Below are 15,602 nucleotides of genomic sequence, written 5' to 3'. Positions count from 1 at the left end.
GATCTCACTTACAAAGTAGGAAAGTTATGCATAGCCCAATAACACTTGAAGCCTTACACATATTAGATGCCATTGATCGTCGTGGAAGCTTTGCGGCAGCGGCTAATGAAATGGACCGAGCACCTTCTTCATTGAGTTATCAAATCCAGAAGCTAGAACAAGACTTAGATATTATGATTTTTGATCGCTCAGGCCACCGTGCAAATTTCACGGAAGCGGGGCAGTTAATATTAGAGCAAGGAAGGATCATTCTTGGTGCTACTGAACAACTCGTTAATGACGCGAGTATTCTTGCTAATGGCTGGGAGTTGGATTTAACAATTGCCTTTGATGGCATTATTCCGATTGCTAATTTCTTCCCATTAGTCGATGAACTCGGAAAAATAAGTAAAACTAGGGTTCGATTACAAGAAGAGATTCTAGCTGGTTGTTGGGAATCACTTTCAGACGGCCGAGCTGATTTATTGGTGTGCCCAAAGGTTGAAACCATACCAAACGATATGAAAAGTGACATTATCGGTAAGATGGAAATGGTATGGGTCGCAGCATCAAACCACTACGTTCATAAGCGATCTGGTGATTTCGACCAAAAGGCGAGGGAAAGTTACAGGGTTGTCGCAATTGCAGATACAGCGCGCGATCAACCTGCATTAAGCATCAATATTCTAGAAAAACAGCCACGTTTGACCGTAACAAGCTTCCCTGCCAAGGTAGAGGCTCTAACTGCAGGATTAGGAATTGGCACCTTGCCGAGTAGTATTGCGAAACCTTTGATTGAATCTGGCGTTCTACAACAGATTTCGGGTACCGAACCACAGCCTATCGACATCGTAATGGCTTGGCGACGTAACAAAATGGGCGACGCCAAGTCTTGGTGTATTCAACATCTAAAAAAAACATGGGCGTTAAAGTAACGGCAACACCATATCTGCAGTACCGTCTTCAAAACTGATATCTAGCTCAAAACCCAACTTCTGGGCTAGTGTCAGCATCCCTCGGTTGGTCGGCATCGTCATGCCCGACATCTGCTTGGTCTGCTTGGTACGACAGTAGTCAATAACCTTAGTCATCAAAATGCGACCTAATCCAACGCCTTTCAGATCGGAACGTATCAGAATAGCGAACTCTGCATCGGTGTTCTCTGGGTTAATCAGCGCTCTCGATACGCCAATAATCGCGGGTACGCCTTGTTCCTTTCGAACGACCACAAACGCAATTTCTCTATCAAAGTCAATCTGAGTAAAGTTAGCCAATGCCTCATGATTGAATTCACCCACATCACTAAAGAAACGTTTGTAAAGGTCTTCTTTGGATACACGATGAATAAAATCAGCATGAAGCGGCTCGTCTTCAGGAAGGATCGGGCGTAACAACACCTCAGTGCCGTCCTTAAGTACGATATTCTCTTCCAATTCGACTGGATAAGGGCGAATCGCAAGACGTTCTTGAGGATCGCCTTGGTATGCTTTCAAGATGATATCGGCATCTAATATCGTGAACTTGTCACCATTGGCCAGTACTGGATGGATATCCAAATCATGTATTTCAGGGCAATCCACTACCATCTGAGATATACGCACCAACAATTCAGAGAGACCTTCAATATCAATCGGGTTAGGTAGTTTTTGCAGACGAATCTTGCCACTTTTTATCGCCCGAATGATCAAGTAACGTGCCAGTGTCATATTGAGTGGTGGAAAGGCTGCAGCAGCGTCAATGGATTCATCCCATTCAGAACCTCCTTGACCAAGTAAAATGATAGGACCAAAGGTTTCGTCCGTTGTCACTTTTACTCGTAGCTCTTGCCCGCCGGCGAGTTTGGCCATTCCTTGAATTAACAAGCCATGGATATGCGCGGTAGGGAATGACAGTTGAGAGCGATCGAGAATCGCCTGAGCCGCATTGGCGACTTCATTGCTGTTTCTTAAATTAAGCATAACTCCTTGCACGTCCGACTTATGTGCAATGTCTGGCGAGCGCAGTTTAACTGCGACTGGGTAACCAATCGTTTCGGCAATATGTACCGCTTCACTTGGGTCAGAAGCTATCCAAGTTGGCAATACATCTAGGTTGAAGTGCTTGAAAAATTGGCTATTTTGATGCGTATCAAGGTTAACTGTATCTTTATCCAGTAGTTGTCGTTCTATCCAATTTTTTGCATCTGCTAGATCTTCAATATGGACTTTTTCTGCCGTGGTTGGTGTTTCCATTAACTGACGCTGGTTACGTCTGTACTCGACCAAGTGCATGAATGCGACCACTGAACTTTCAGGTGTTCGATAGGTTGGAAAACCCGCTTCGGTAAACAACTTTCGTGCTGGCTTTGCTGTTAGCTCGCCAGACCAATTAGTTAGGATGTTAAATCGCTTGTGGCGAGGATGCTTTTTAATGGCTTCAATAATTCGCTCAGCTGTTTTAGCTGAATGTGCGATCGCAGAAGGGCTGTGCATGATAAGAATCGCATCCGCTTCATCACCATCTAGCAAGATGTTTATCGTATCGATATAGCGTTGCTCACCGGCGTCGCCAACAATATCGATTGGATTACTCTGAGACCAACTCAATGGCAAAACCTTATTGAGTTTCTCTAGCGTATCTTCAGAAAACTCGGCAAGCTTACCACCACGGTCAAAAAGGGTATCCACCGCCATGATCGCAGGGCCGCCGCCGTTGGTCACAATAGCCAAGCGCTCTCCACGTAGTGGCACTGAATGAGTCAGAGTCTCTACCGCTGCAAACAGTTCATGTAAGTTCTTAACTCGTAACATGCCGCTGCGTCGGATCGCTGAGTCATAGATAATATCTAACGTATCGGCACCGCCAGTATGTAGCATTGCCGCCGCCCGGCCTTTAGCGGTTCGTCCGCCTTTTAACACCAGAATTCGTCTATTACGTGATGCAGCACGCGCCGCAGAGATAAAGCGCCTCGCATCTTTAATACTATCGACATAAAGCAATATTGCTTCGGTGTGAGAGTCGGTACTCAGATAATCCAATAGCTCCGAGAATTCTATGTCACTGCCATTACCTATCGAGATAAACGCCGAGAAGCCGATCTCTTTATCGTTCGCCCAATCTAGAATCGTTGTACACACTGCAGCGGATTGAGAAACAAAGGCGATTTTACCTGGCAGTGCCGTCACCGGAGAAAAAGAGGCATTCAAATTTAACCACGGGACAATAACTCCCAAGCTATTGGAACCAAGTACCCGTATATTGTTTGCTTTGGCGATTGCAATACATCTCTCATCAAATGTTTCACCACTATCACTTTGCTGTTGCATGTCGGAGGAGAGCACAATGACTGAAGCGATGCCTTTCTCGGCCAACTCTTCAAAAATAGCCACATTGCGTGTCGCATTAGTGCACAAAATAGCAAGATCAGGAACGATAGGTAGCGACAAGATGTTTTTGTAAGAGAGGACGCCCGCGACAGAATCGTATTTTGGTGTTACTGGCATCACCGCACCTTTAAAATCCCCGTGCAACAGATTGTTCATGACGATATATCCTGCACGCGTTTCTCGTTGAGATGCACCAACAACAGCGATTGAACGGGGTTTAAGTAGGGGATCAAGATGATTCATAGACATATCCTAGCAATGCACGTAAGTTCATCGTAACTTACTTTTCATTCACGGGTTGATGGCAAATTCACCGAATTAAGATGAATAAGCAAACACTGCATAAAGTTTGTGAAATAGGTCACCCACTAATGGTGTATAATCTCAAAGTTAACTTGATTCTAAACCGACGTATCGGCATGATTTATAGTAATTATTATTAAGGATATAGAGCTTTCCATGAAAAAACTTGCAATTGTCACTTTGCCACTGCTCTTGGCTGCATGTGTATCTGACAACTACGTTACCAATGTAACGTCAGATAGCTATCAAGAAGAATTCAAAACAGCCAAAGTTGAAGCTCCAGTTGTATCTCAATCAGAGCAGAATGCTGTTATTGAAGAGAACGTGGCCAACGTTGTCAGAACCGCACCTGTAGAGCAAAAAATCACTCACACGACTAGAGCTAAGCCGGTTGCAACAATTACTGCTCCAACCAAGAAGCAACAAGACATGAACCAACGCTTTGGTTACACAGTTCAAGTTGTTGCTGTTGGTAGCCAAGCCAAAGTCGATTCTTTTGTAAAAATGCTACCAACCACTTCCCAGCCAATTTGGGAAAACTACAAAATGGTTAACGGCACCAAGTGGTTCACTGTACTTTACGGTGACTACGCGACACGCTTAGACGCTAAAAAGGCGATTTCCTCTTTGCCGAGCAGTTTTCAAAACTTAAAGCCATTCGTTAAGAGCATTGATGATATCAAGAACTCTGAATACCCAACGCTTAACAAGTTAAACTAAGTTTTAAGTCATAAAGAAGGAGCAAATGCTCCTTCTTTTGTTTTATGACGGTTAGTTTTGTTTAATAGTTAATCGCTCACTCCTTAGATGACGATTTTAGCATTCAAAACACTGTACCTATTTCGACTTTTGTTTATCATTGAAGTCAGTATTCCTAGTTTCAAGGACCGAATTTACCCATGAACACCACAAACATCCTTCTACTTTGCGGCGGTGGATCTTCAGAGCATGAAGTGTCAATCGTTTCAGCCAATTACCTTTTTGAACAACTTAATAGCGTTGCAGATTTTAACGTTGTGAGAGTTGAAATTAAAAACGAAGGCTGGTGTCTTGATTCTGGTGAGTTGGTTTATCTTGATATTAACGATCAAACCTTGCGTGGCGACAACTTAGAATCTAAAGTCGATTTCATTGTTCCTTGTATTCATGGTTTCCCTGGCGAAACCGGTGACATTCAATCACTGTTTGAAATGGCAAAGATTCCGTACCTAGGTTGTGGTTCTGAAGCAAGCAACAACAGCTTCAATAAAATCACATCAAAACTTTGGTACGACGCTCTAGGTATCCCAAATACGCCGTATCTGTTCTTATCCGACAACACTGAACAAGCTCATGCGCAAGCGACACAAGCCTTTGAAAGTTGGGGGAAAGTGTTCGTCAAAGCGGCTCGTCAGGGATCTTCCGTTGGCTGTTACCAAGTCAATCAAGTAGAAGAATTAAGTGAAGCAATCAACAAAGCATTTACCTTCTCTGATCAAGTGCTTATTGAGAAATCTGTGGTGCCAAGAGAACTAGAAGTTGCCGCTTATGAAATCGATGGCGAGCTACAGATAAGTAAGCCAGGTGAGGTGATTGCACCTAATGGCGCATTTTACTCTTACGAAGAGAAGTACAGTGCAGACAGCCACTCAATTACTGAAGTTGAAGCAACTAACTTAACCGACGAACAGCGTGAATTGATTGCAGACAGCGCCCGCAAGGTATTCACGCAGATGAAGCTTCGTCACTTGTCTCGTATCGATTTTTTCTTAACACAAGACAATGAGATCTACCTGAACGAAGTGAATACCTTCCCAGGTATGACGCCAATTTCCATGTTTCCAAAAATGGTTGAACATGATGGGCACAAATTCAGCCAGTTCTTAGAGAACTGCGTGAGAACAAGCATTTCTTAGTTCATCCAAAATATCTTAGCAGTTTTATATAACTCATTAGATAACAAATAGCGCCTTGAGCTTACCTGCCAAGGCGCTATTTGTTTTTAAGTAGGAAGTTTTTCGTTTTAAAGTCAGTTGTTTGATTGACCAAGCCGCCTCTTAACAAAGCCATCAGCTCATTGCCAAGGGATTAGTGCTTTAAATTTCATCTTCTCACTCTCAGAGGTACCCGAATAACCCACATATTGCGCAGGCATTGCAGGGCTGAGCCAACGACCAAAATCTTGGATTTCTCTCACCTTAAGGCCTTGTTTCGACAGTTCTTGTGCGGCACCTACACGAATAGAGTTCCCGGAGAAATGGTGGTTGTCAGCCAATTGAAGTAAGTCACTTGCTCTTCTCAATATTCTGTAAATCGACGAATCATTTAAAGGTTGCAGACTGATATTTTCATGTTTATCTATCGCACGAAATACAGGCAACTCGTCTTGTGTTCCAGTAAACGAAAACCAACGCTCAAGTGCGGCGCTTGCTACTCGCGATAGCCTATACACTGAATCTTTTATTGTAATCTGGTAATCATTCTCAACGCTCTTCACATTATCCATCGACAATGCCTTTAGTTCTGATCGCTTTAAAGCACACTCGAACATCACATTATAAATCGCGATATCTCTGATCTCTTTTAAGCTCGATTTCTCATGAGAAAGTAACGTGTTTAACTCCGTGAGGTGTGCGGATGTCATGGCATTGGTTTGCTTCGCATCACCCGCCATCCTGGCTTGTAAGTGGAGCAGGGTAAAGCGAACTTGCCTATGCTTGATTGGGTTAGCAAAGCTCAACACAGTATGTAACAAACTAAGTGTTGCAGTGTAACGTTTCAAAGACGCAAATTTTCTTTCACTGGACTCAGTCTCAAGAAAGCGCCGAACAGCAGTAATGGATGCAGGGAGTGTGTTGATACGATTTTTAGTACAGAACGCATGGTAGCGATTCCAATCACTGTAGATACCCAACAAGGAGTTTCGAGAGTACTGATATCCTGTTAACTCATCTATAATTTCAATTGTCGCGTGGCTGTTCAATTTTTCAACAAATGAATTAATTATCACAGAGTCCGATAAAATAGGGACTTTTTTTCTCAAATTACCGTACCTCAACAGGTGTTTTTGCCATATTATGCTTGATATCATTAGAAGTATACTTATGATTAACGTAATGAAAACAAAACGATGATCAATGGATATGGCAAATTCAGTTTACCGAGGCGTTCCTCTACAATCAGCGGATGCAAACAACACCGTTTGGCGTGCCAAGCTAAAAAACAACATTATTCAAGGCAATTTACCTGCTGTGAAAAAGAGTATTGATTGGTGGATTGATACTGCGACCCTTATTGACCCGAAAGAATTCACAGCGTTAAACAAGTCGAGAGCGTCTGGTGGCGGCTTAACTGAAAACTTCCATGGTTACCAGATTAAAAATGATACCGGTGAGCCCAACGCTTGGTATTGCATGTTTAACGGGCGCCTAATTAAAGGCGGCAAAATTGCAATCCAGCGTCATATAGAGGCTTTCTTACTCGCAAAACAAAAAGCAGCACAGCAAAAGAAGTAAAATTATGAGCCTAGTATATTCAACTGAAACAGGTCGTATTAAACCTGAAGAAGAGAAAATCCAGCGCCCTAAAGGCGATGGTATTGTTCGAATCCAAAAAGAAACAAAAGGCCGTAAAGGCAAAGGCGTTTCTATCGTAACAGGCTTAGACCTAGATGACGCAGCATTAAAACTCATGGCTGCGGAACTGAAAAAAGTATGTGGCTGTGGCGGCTCAGTAAAAGATGGCAACATCGAGATTCAAGGTGACGCTCGTGACAAGCTCAAAGCGCATCTTGAAAAGAAAGGCTACAAAGTTAAATTTGCTGGCGGTTAAGCTCTAACTAATGCCAGGGGTAAAATCGAAGATTATTATCACTGGTTATTAGGTATTTTATGGTAAATAGCCACTATGGTTAAATACACAGTAGAATTCAGAGAGTACAGATACGAAATAAAGGCAGGGCATCACATAAAGATACCTGCCTTATAAACACCGAAACCAATTTAACATAACGTACATAATACGCACTAAGGCTGTTAGAGCAATTTAGTAATGTCCGGTTTGAGCCATTTTAAAATGTCCTCCTAAGCTTACCTATATTGGTCTGCTTAGGAGTTATCCGGATGCTTATTACTATGAGTGAAAAAGATATTCATCGATTCAAGGTTCTGACTGACGTACGTGAAAAACGACTACGCCAAGTTGACGCTGCTGTCATTTTGAATCTGTCTGCGCGTCATATCCGACGTTTGGTGAACAAACTTGTCTCTCTTGGCGCGCAAAGTCTTACACACGCAGCGCGTGGCCGCCCAAGTAATCGACGCTACTCAGGACATTTCAGAATTGAAATACTGAAGCTTATTCGTGAGCATTACTCTGACTTCTCACCAACGTTCGCTCTGGAAAAACTGACTGAACTGCACAATCTATCAGTCTCTAAAGAAACACTCCGTCAATGGATGATCGCTGACGGACTGTGGCTTCCACATGCGCAACGAAAACCTCGGGTCTATCAGCCTCGTTACCGTCGTGATTGCTTGGGTGAACTTATCCAAATTGACGGCTCCCATCATGACTGGTTTGAAGGCCGCAGCGACAAATGCTGCCTATTGATGTTCATTGACGATGCGACTGGCCGCTTGATGAACCTAAGATTCAGCGAGACGGAATCCGCATTTGACTACATGTTGGCGACGCGTGAATACCTCAATGAGCACGGTAAACCCATCGCATTTTACAGCGACAAACACTCCATATTTAGAGTGAATCAGGAGAAACACAAACAAGTTGGCCAAACCCTATACGGGCGCGTGCTGAAAGAGTTGGCGATAGAACTCATTTGTGCCAACAGCTCCCAAGCCAAAGGCCGTGTTGAGCGAGCCAATCTCACGTTGCAAGACCGACTGGTTAAAGAGATGCGCTTACAAGGTATCGACACCATCGAACAAGCCAACGCCTGGCTTCCCTACTTCATCGCCGATTTTAACCATCGCTTTGCTAAGCCCGCTCAATACCCAAAAGACATGCATCGTCCGGTTCGAGAGTCCAAGCAAGAACTCGACGATATTTTCAGTTGGCAAGAAAGCCGCAAGCTCTCAAAATCACTGACATTTCAATACGATAAAGTAATTTATCTCATTGAACCCACCGAAGAAAACAGCCGATTAACGCACGAAACTGTGAAGGTACTCGACTACCCAAACGGTGAAATCGCCATCCAATACGGGCATCGAAAACTCGAATTCAAAACCTTCGACAAACTCGAGCACGTTCAACAAACCCAAATCGTCGACAACAAACGCCTCGGCCAAGTTTTAAAATTTGCTCAGCAACAACAAGAAGAATTCGAACAACAACAGCAACGAACCCGCAGCAAGAAAGCCCCCAAGCGCCGTGCACAACAAAGAGCCTTACAAACCACGCCTCGAGCCATCAACCCCGTCCTCACCGAACCCTTCAAAGCTTCCAGTCGAAAGACTTAACAAGGGGACATTTCTATTGGGGACAAATAAGGACATTTTAAAATGGGATTGACAAAAGGAGGTTAAAATCTGAGAGGTTTCAGCACCTTAGTCTTTGCAGATTTTGCACACGGTGCCGGATTAAGTCCTTAATGTCGTTGGTTTTATGGATTTTAGCTGCACGTTTATGCATGTTGAGTCCAATATTGTTGGCTATACTTGGTTTTCGTGTCTCTGATTTTTACGCTGACGTGTCGCCGTTTCCAGAGACTTTCTACTACAAACACACTTTATGAGGAGGAAAAAAACTTTGCGCGCTTGTCTTAATTTTTGAAGGAGATCACATGCTCACGCCACACTTTGCGGATCTCGTGCATCATCACTTTGATGGTATCCACGACGCCGCGGCCTTTTTTCACGTTCAACCGATCACGGTCCAACGTTGGCTCTCAGGTGAAGTCCCTGTGAACCCGATGGCCGAAAAATTGATAAACATCCACGCTCGCGGTTACTTGCCTTTAGACCATCGTTGGAATGGATTTAGGGTTCACTTTGACCGTGCCACCTTGATCACGCCTGAACGACGCGAGTTTAATCCGAAAGAATTGCTCAGTTTTGCGTATTGGCGCGACGAACATCGTCAGCTCGTCGAACGTCACGGTCGAATTGATTCCCCAAAGTTCTACCCACCTAAAGAGCATCCTTTACCATTTCGTGGCGGTCGCCGTATGCCAGCGAAACCTTGGGTGCCGACTAAGTTTAAATAATCCGAGTCTTAAATTGATCTGCCACTTAGTAAAATATTAAAACAATAATGTCCATAACAATGTTATTCGCTTTACTAAGGTCGGTCTCTCTACTTGCAATTCCCTACTCTTTTATCAACAAACAAAGTAAAGAGACCGAGCACATCAAGTAGAACCAAGATGCTTACGTTATTATTTTCGATAGTTTTGATATAGATTTTGCGTCCCATCCAACGCCAAAAACTCCGAATCCGTTCCTACTTTTTGCTGGAGTGATGAATTTAATCGGTTATCAGACGTAACTAAAAAGCAGTGTTTAATAGCGCGAGTCACAGCAACATAAAACAAGTTCAATTCTTGTTCATAATCATCAACCTCCCAAGTGTCAAAGTTGTATTTGGGAAAGATATACTTGTAAAGATCCATGACAAAAACTGTTTGGAACTCTAATCCTTTAGACTTATGAATAGTCATAATGTTAATAGAATCGGGGTTTGAATAGCTGTTTATAATATCCTTATCATTCATTACCGTTAATAATAAATCTACATCTTTCGTGGTAACCTCTAACCCTGATATAAGTGAAGCAGCTTTAGGAATATAGGATTCGAGTTCCTTAATAGAAAGAACTCTTATTTGTTTTATTACCTCTATTAGTTTTGACTTCTCATTTTTATATATCTTTTTAATATACTTATCAATAATATCTGTAGCGGTGTAGTCTTCAAAAAATTTAAACTTTAGCAAGTCATCAAATATCTTTTGGCTTTCCTGGTTAGAAGACTTTAATGGGTTGTCTTTGTATATAATAGATGGCAGTGAAAAATGGCTCGAACAAAGATCAAGAGTAGCATTATTCCGAACCAAAATAGCCATATCCGAGTATTTAAGTTCTGTGTATAGATCCATGATTTTCGCTATGACATCAGCTATTCTATCTAGCGCATTAACTTGTGTCCCTTGAAAGCTGCAATGGTAAACTCTTTTTTTATCAGAAACTTGCAATTCAGCGTTAGCATCTAAAAGTCGATTCGCATAATTAGTTATCGACGGATGACACCTATGATTTTGCTGTACTGAAAGGTGAGTAAAATCTGTTCTACTAGCTAGTTCAATTAAATGCTTAGGGTCTCCGTCTCGCCATTTATATATAGATTGATTTATATCCCCCACTACAACGCCTTTAAGGCCAAGTCTAATTACATCTTTAAACAAACAATGTTGGCTACCCGAAGAGTCCTGATATTCGTCAATGTAAATCGTTTTGTATTTCGAGCGAATATAATTTTGACAAGCACTAGAATTTGAGATAATAAAACTCGCTAATTGACTAGTCATCGATAGGACAACAAAGCCTTTTAAGTATAAAAACTTAGTTATATTTGGGAATGATTTTTGAATTACTACATCATCGACCTCCCCAAATTCATCTTCTAATTCTTTCAAAAGATCATTCGGAAGTTCACTAAACTTAGCGCATTCAATTTTACTAGGCCCTTTACCAAAAATATTTTTTGCAAATGGGTATATAATTTCACTCAAACAAAACTGATCTATAGTTCCTATAAAGCTTGAATTGATAAATAGCCCTAGTTTTTTTATTTTTGTTTTTAGTTCACTGCTCGCCTTATTTGTAAATGTTATACCAATCACTCCTTGGTAAGACTGAAGGTCTGCCATTTCATCTTCTATTTTTTTTACAAGAACGGTCGTTTTACCACTACCAGGACAAGCAGTAATCACAAGATTCCCCTGTGTATTGATAGCTTGTAACTGTTCATCTGTATAATCAAACTTCATGTGCATACCTACTTAGCAAACTGAATTGCTTGTAACAAAGGCTGTGCTAGCAATCCGCTACTCAAACCAGCGAAATCAGACTGATAACTTTTAATAAACTTCCTCATGTTAATTGCTTTTTTAGATTTCAGGTATTCTATTACTTCATTTTTATCCTGTTTATCAGAAAACTCTTTCATTTGAGTTGGTAATTCATCGTATAAATCGGTTTCAAGATCTACTTTAGCTAAGTACAGGCCTAACGGGTTGTATTTAGAGCTGTAGTTTGACCATATCCCTGTCTCTACAATACTTTCCGGTGTGGCATTCATAGTCACTGGCGCTACTGGAAAACAATCTAGCCCTTTAACTTTTGCGATCTCCGTACAGCGGATTATTCCAGCGAGGCGCTTTTCTTCCTTACGAGGAACTTTTGATACATCATTATCGGTGCGTATTACGTAAGGGATCTCTAAAGCTTCAAGGATATTTGCATAAACTCGAAATTGAACTCCATCCACAGATAAAATTGAAATGTTGTAAAAATCTAACTTAATCCCTATGGCTTTAGCTAGCTCATGGTAAAAAAGCTCTTCAGATGGACCTTCGACTAGAAAAACACAAGAAGAGAAAAAAGCCTCTGCAGGCAAAATACTCATTCTGTAACCAAGTTCATCCCATGCAGTATCGATACAGTTTGAGCAACCATCTGATGCTGCAATAGTATGCCCTGCTTTTGTTAATAGTCGGACTATTGAACTCGGCTGAAATTTTTCTACAATTTGTGGTGAGTGGCTGGTGATGAATACTTGCCCTGATAACGATTCATTCAAATAGGTTGCTAATCGACGTTGTTGATGCGGATGAAGGTGTGCTTCTGGTTCTTCTACACAATAAAAAGTAACATGGTGATTCGGATCGAATTCTCTTTCACTTTTTGCTTTCCACAACGCCAACAAAATTTGATTATTTCGACCATCCCCACCCAATGCTAGTGCTGAGCCATTTTTTTCTGCACCTAACTGTAAGTTGTCGATAAATTGGTCGACTTGAATTGACCCCGTATCCAACCTTACTGAGTATTGGTCATTTATATGAGATAGCGATTTTAGTTCCGCATTTACCAAAGAAGTTGAGCTTTTCACGTAGTTTAATTGTTTAATCTGTTGATTAACCGTAGCCAAGCTTTTGGATATCAATGCAGTTTGATCTGCATCGCTCTGTGATTCCATTTCAGAACGTTCATCTTTAGCTATTTTTAACAAGTGCTTTTTCTCTAAATCTATAAACTTCTTTAGATCTCGACGCGATTGAACATACTTCAAGTTAATGTACTTAAGGTAGAATCTTGATTGCACTACTTCCAAGTGTTCTAAGTCCGGCCCTAAAGACACTTGATATTCACCCATGATATTGGCATTTAAACAAAACACCGTAGAATCAGACTCAGATACATATCCCTTTAGTATTGAGCGAGCTGAATCCTTAACTATATCTTTGAAAAATATCACAATTTCATAATTTTCGACTTGAGAACCAGAAGCGTTAACGTGGAAATCTGTTGAAAGTGGTTCAAGGTCCCTTTCAGATAAAGACTTATCAAGTAACAAACGTAACGCGAATATCAAATTAGTTTTACCTACATCGTTTGCTCCCATGATCAGGGAATTTCCATTAAAGTTAACCTCTGCATCAGCGAAGTTACGAAAACCCTTTAGTTTTACTTTATCAATAATCATTTATTTTTATGCCTATAAGTTTGAAAGGTCTTACTTCTTGAAGATTAATAATGAAGACTTAAAACGACGCGGATTTCTAATCATCTAGCCTCAAATCACCCTCTCAAACAATATACACCGAATGTCATAGACTGGTTAATAATTACCTAACTAGTGGCGTGAAAATTGATATATATCAGTCTTTTATATGATGGCTATAACTCTAGAAGTAACTAGGAAAAGTATAGGGTTTCATCTTAGCTATACTGTAAAACAGCACAATCAAAAATATACTGCACGGCTTTAAATAGCACTAACTCGTGGAAGTTTATAGACAAGTCAATATCGTTCATTACGATGAGAAGAAGCACATCACTTTCTGATATATCATTTGTGATATACCAATCAATATCGTCTTCTTTGCTTTGAATGACGGCGTCTTGTATCAACGCGAGTAATTCGCATAAAGAAGCGTCACAGTTTGAACGTGAATGTTGAATCAGTGTTAGAAGAGTATTTTTCGTATCCATAAGGTAATATTACTCAACCTTATAGATAGCAAAAATATGATAAAAGAATGAGAGGTTGTGATTAGCCAGTGTAACTCGAAACTATAAATACCAAACTTAAGGTTTTATGCGTTTTGTACATTTTGTTGAGTTGATTTCTTTGGAACCAAACCAGTAAAGCCGACAATCACGCCAGTAAAAACTGATAAGATAAGAGGTATGAGGATTGAGTCTGAACTAAATAACGGGTGATTTTTGAAACCAGAGGCAAGTATCACACCGAGAAGAACCGAACTAGATACGGTCGCAGCGGAGTACAGCTCAGATACTTTATCTTTAATATTTTTCCAACTATCACTTGAGGATCTAGAGCTACATTTATCCCAAATTAAGTGGACAATAAATAGAACTACAATCCAAACAAAGTAAAACCTTACAAGCTCTGTAGTATTTTGAGGATTTAACAGAAAGGTAAAATTATCGAGCACGAGTGCTTAACCTCGTGCTTTTGAATAAGTATATAGAGATAACGCAGCAGCAGAAAATGTAGCGAAAAAAGCGACTACAGGGAGTGTTACTGAAAAAGCTGGGATAAATGATAACCCACCAGTAGCTGCAACACCTGCACCAGCGCCTGCAACAACGGCTTTTAAAGTATATTCAAGTTTTTCTGTGATCATTTTTAACTCCAAAGTTACTGTAAATAAGAACAGTGAGGCTATTCTATTACACTATGAGAGTAATTTCATTAATTAATTTCAACTACTTAGACAAAGTCAAGAGCTAACCTTTGTTACAAAAGGTTGTCACCATCGCCTAGTTAAACACGTGGTGCTAACTAGATGCCACGTATCGAGAGTCTCTCTAGAGTATTTCAGATGCACTCTATTGCTTATCTTTTGTTTATGGAATACCATACCGCACACTAACCATGACAATCAATCCAAGTGAGGCTGTAATGAAGCAATGTCCAAAATGTGAGTCTACTAGTATCAGCAAAGAAAAGTGGCACGAAGCCTTTCCAAACGCCTTCCAATTAGGCGGAGACGCAGCGCATGCTCAGTCAGGAGATCTAAAGTGTAATGATTGTGGTTATACATCCACGCCTAGTTGCTTTCAAAAAAAGAAACCTGAATAAAGCATCTTAGAGGGCTGTTACAAAAATCAGCTCTCTAATTTATTGATAATTAACTTTTCTTAGCCATTGGGATCCTCCAGTTTTCGTATCCGTTGCTCTTGGTCTTGTTGCACTCGCTTGATCCAATTGATGTCCGTTTTCAGAGCCGCAATCGTGCCAAGGCTTGAGACTCCACCTGTAATAAGTGCAATGATTAACGCATCAAGAAACGCCATCACTTCGTTTTCCATCGAGACGCGAAGTATTCAAGTAGGTATCGCACCATGGCGCGCATGCCCAGCGTATCGACCACAACAGCACCGACTACAAACCAGTAAGGATTTGGAATGTTCTGCAACGCGTTAAAGCCTTGCTCAACATAGGGTGCGTAATTGGGAATGAAAGACAAAATGAGTGGTACGAACGCTCTCATAAACAACAGAGTGTTTCGATAAAACGAGCTCCAAAAAGTGACACTGCAACATAATTACCCTCCACTTTAATTGATGAACAGTAAACAGTGGCCTCGTGCCTCGTTATCACAGCAAGCCATAAAACTCGCACACACAGCTCTGATTACACAAACCGAGCCACTTCAAATTTAACTGTATAAATATACAGTTAAATTATTACCCCCGTAAAAATCGC

14 protein-coding genes and 1 pseudogene are annotated in these 15,602 nt (G+C 41.1%); 7 read left to right on the top strand and 8 right to left on the bottom strand.

Annotated features, from left to right (window positions below):
* Positions 1-26: 26 nt before the first annotated feature.
* Entirely contained in the window at positions 27-914 is an 888-nt protein-coding gene (locus tag Q5H80_RS17860) for a LysR family transcriptional regulator (RefSeq protein WP_304570730.1), read from the top strand.
* On the opposite strand, the gene Q5H80_RS17855 is transcribed toward Q5H80_RS17860, so the two are convergent.
* Positions 906-3,587, bottom strand: a complete 2,682-nt coding sequence (locus tag Q5H80_RS17855) for a bifunctional acetate--CoA ligase family protein/GNAT family N-acetyltransferase (protein ID WP_304570729.1) — start codon at positions 3,585-3,587, stop codon at positions 906-908. The genes Q5H80_RS17860 and Q5H80_RS17855 overlap by 9 nt on opposite strands.
* 216 nt (positions 3,588-3,803) lie before the next feature.
* Here Q5H80_RS17855 and Q5H80_RS17850 point away from each other — a divergent pair, with 216 nt between their 5' ends.
* Positions 3,804-4,367, top strand: coding sequence for an SPOR domain-containing protein (locus tag Q5H80_RS17850; RefSeq protein ID WP_304570728.1), 564 nt, complete (start codon positions 3,804-3,806; stop codon positions 4,365-4,367).
* A 179-nt stretch (positions 4,368-4,546) separates the two neighbouring features.
* The gene (locus Q5H80_RS17845; protein ID WP_304570727.1) at positions 4,547-5,542 is read left to right on the top strand and encodes a D-alanine--D-alanine ligase; all 996 of its coding nucleotides are present in this window, start codon (positions 4,547-4,549) and stop codon (positions 5,540-5,542) included.
* 158 nt (positions 5,543-5,700) lie between these two features.
* Here Q5H80_RS17845 and Q5H80_RS17840 read toward each other — a convergent pair whose 3' ends face one another.
* Positions 5,701-6,669: a tyrosine-type recombinase/integrase gene (locus Q5H80_RS17840; RefSeq protein ID WP_304570726.1), complete on the bottom strand. Its 969-nt coding sequence runs from the start codon at positions 6,667-6,669 to the stop codon at positions 5,701-5,703.
* Positions 6,670-6,769: 100 nt separating this feature from the next.
* Here Q5H80_RS17840 and Q5H80_RS17835 point away from each other — a divergent pair, with 100 nt between their 5' ends.
* From Q5H80_RS17835 to Q5H80_RS17820, 4 genes are all read left to right on the top strand, one after another.
* The gene (locus Q5H80_RS17835) at positions 6,770-7,141 is read left to right on the top strand and encodes a DUF3319 domain-containing protein (protein WP_304570725.1); all 372 of its coding nucleotides are present in this window, start codon (positions 6,770-6,772) and stop codon (positions 7,139-7,141) included.
* Positions 7,142-7,145: 4 nt separating this feature from the next.
* Positions 7,146-7,457: a stress response translation initiation inhibitor YciH gene (gene yciH, locus Q5H80_RS17830; protein ID WP_304570724.1), complete on the top strand. Its 312-nt coding sequence runs from the start codon at positions 7,146-7,148 to the stop codon at positions 7,455-7,457.
* 302 nt (positions 7,458-7,759) lie between these two features.
* On the top strand, positions 7,760-9,106 hold the full coding sequence (locus Q5H80_RS17825) for an ISNCY family transposase (RefSeq protein ID WP_304570774.1): 1,347 nt from the start codon (positions 7,760-7,762) through the stop codon (positions 9,104-9,106).
* A gap of 323 nt (positions 9,107-9,429) precedes the next feature.
* The gene (locus tag Q5H80_RS17820) at positions 9,430-9,852 is read left to right on the top strand and encodes a phage protein (RefSeq protein WP_304570723.1); all 423 of its coding nucleotides are present in this window, start codon (positions 9,430-9,432) and stop codon (positions 9,850-9,852) included.
* A gap of 171 nt (positions 9,853-10,023) precedes the next feature.
* Here the strand turns inward: Q5H80_RS17820 and Q5H80_RS17815 are convergent, their stop codons facing one another.
* The 6 genes and pseudogenes from Q5H80_RS17815 to Q5H80_RS17790 form a co-directional block, all read right to left on the bottom strand.
* Positions 10,024-11,631, bottom strand: a complete 1,608-nt coding sequence (locus tag Q5H80_RS17815; protein WP_304570722.1) for a UvrD-helicase domain-containing protein — start codon at positions 11,629-11,631, stop codon at positions 10,024-10,026.
* A gap of 8 nt (positions 11,632-11,639) precedes the next feature.
* Positions 11,640-13,349, bottom strand: a complete 1,710-nt coding sequence (locus Q5H80_RS17810) for an ATP-dependent endonuclease (RefSeq protein ID WP_304570721.1) — start codon at positions 13,347-13,349, stop codon at positions 11,640-11,642.
* Between the two features lie 236 nt (positions 13,350-13,585).
* Complete coding sequence (locus tag Q5H80_RS17805; protein ID WP_304570720.1) at positions 13,586-13,858, bottom strand: hypothetical protein; 273 nt, start codon at positions 13,856-13,858, stop codon at positions 13,586-13,588.
* A gap of 473 nt (positions 13,859-14,331) precedes the next feature.
* Positions 14,332-14,517 (bottom strand): hypothetical protein, encoded by a 186-nt coding sequence (locus tag Q5H80_RS17800; RefSeq protein WP_304570719.1) that lies wholly within the window; start codon positions 14,515-14,517, stop codon positions 14,332-14,334.
* A gap of 517 nt (positions 14,518-15,034) precedes the next feature.
* Positions 15,035-15,193 carry a hypothetical protein gene (locus Q5H80_RS17795; RefSeq protein ID WP_155494328.1) on the bottom strand — a complete coding sequence of 53 codons (159 nt, stop codon included), beginning with the start codon at positions 15,191-15,193 and terminating at the stop codon, positions 15,035-15,037.
* Positions 15,190-15,381, bottom strand: a pseudogene (locus Q5H80_RS17790) (hypothetical protein); the annotation flags it as partial. The pseudogene Q5H80_RS17790 and the gene Q5H80_RS17795, both read right to left, overlap by 4 nt.
* Between the last annotated feature and the right edge of the window lie 221 nt (positions 15,382-15,602).

The organism is Vibrio sp. SNU_ST1 (assembly GCF_030563405.1).
In the GTDB taxonomy this organism is placed as follows: Bacteria; Pseudomonadota; Gammaproteobacteria; order Enterobacterales; family Vibrionaceae; genus Vibrio.
This window is presented reverse-complemented; position numbering and strand designations above follow the sequence as displayed.

Excerpts from the sequence above, each read along its gene's own strand:
- Q5H80_RS17855 (WP_304570729.1), bottom strand. The coding sequence starts at position 3,587 with ATGAATCATCTTGATCCCCTACTTAAACCCCGTTCAATCGCTGTTGTT.
- Q5H80_RS17845 (WP_304570727.1), top strand. The coding sequence starts at position 4,547 with ATGAACACCACAAACATCCTTCTACTTTGCGGCGGTGGATCTTCAGAG.
- yciH (WP_304570724.1), top strand. The coding sequence starts at position 7,146 with ATGAGCCTAGTATATTCAACTGAAACAGGTCGTATTAAACCTGAAGAA.
- Q5H80_RS17805 (WP_304570720.1), bottom strand. The coding sequence starts at position 13,858 with ATGGATACGAAAAATACTCTTCTAACACTGATTCAACATTCACGTTCA.
- Q5H80_RS17810 (WP_304570721.1), bottom strand. The coding sequence starts at position 13,349 with ATGATTATTGATAAAGTAAAACTAAAGGGTTTTCGTAACTTCGCTGAT.
- Q5H80_RS17850 (WP_304570728.1), top strand. The coding sequence starts at position 3,804 with ATGAAAAAACTTGCAATTGTCACTTTGCCACTGCTCTTGGCTGCATGT.
- Q5H80_RS17860 (WP_304570730.1), top strand. The coding sequence starts at position 27 with ATGCATAGCCCAATAACACTTGAAGCCTTACACATATTAGATGCCATT.
- Q5H80_RS17820 (WP_304570723.1), top strand. The coding sequence starts at position 9,430 with ATGCTCACGCCACACTTTGCGGATCTCGTGCATCATCACTTTGATGGT.
- Q5H80_RS17835 (WP_304570725.1), top strand. The coding sequence starts at position 6,770 with ATGGCAAATTCAGTTTACCGAGGCGTTCCTCTACAATCAGCGGATGCA.
- Q5H80_RS17825 (WP_304570774.1), top strand. The coding sequence starts at position 7,760 with ATGAGTGAAAAAGATATTCATCGATTCAAGGTTCTGACTGACGTACGT.
- Q5H80_RS17800 (WP_304570719.1), bottom strand. The coding sequence starts at position 14,517 with ATGATCACAGAAAAACTTGAATATACTTTAAAAGCCGTTGTTGCAGGC.
- Q5H80_RS17815 (WP_304570722.1), bottom strand. The coding sequence starts at position 11,631 with ATGAAGTTTGATTATACAGATGAACAGTTACAAGCTATCAATACACAG.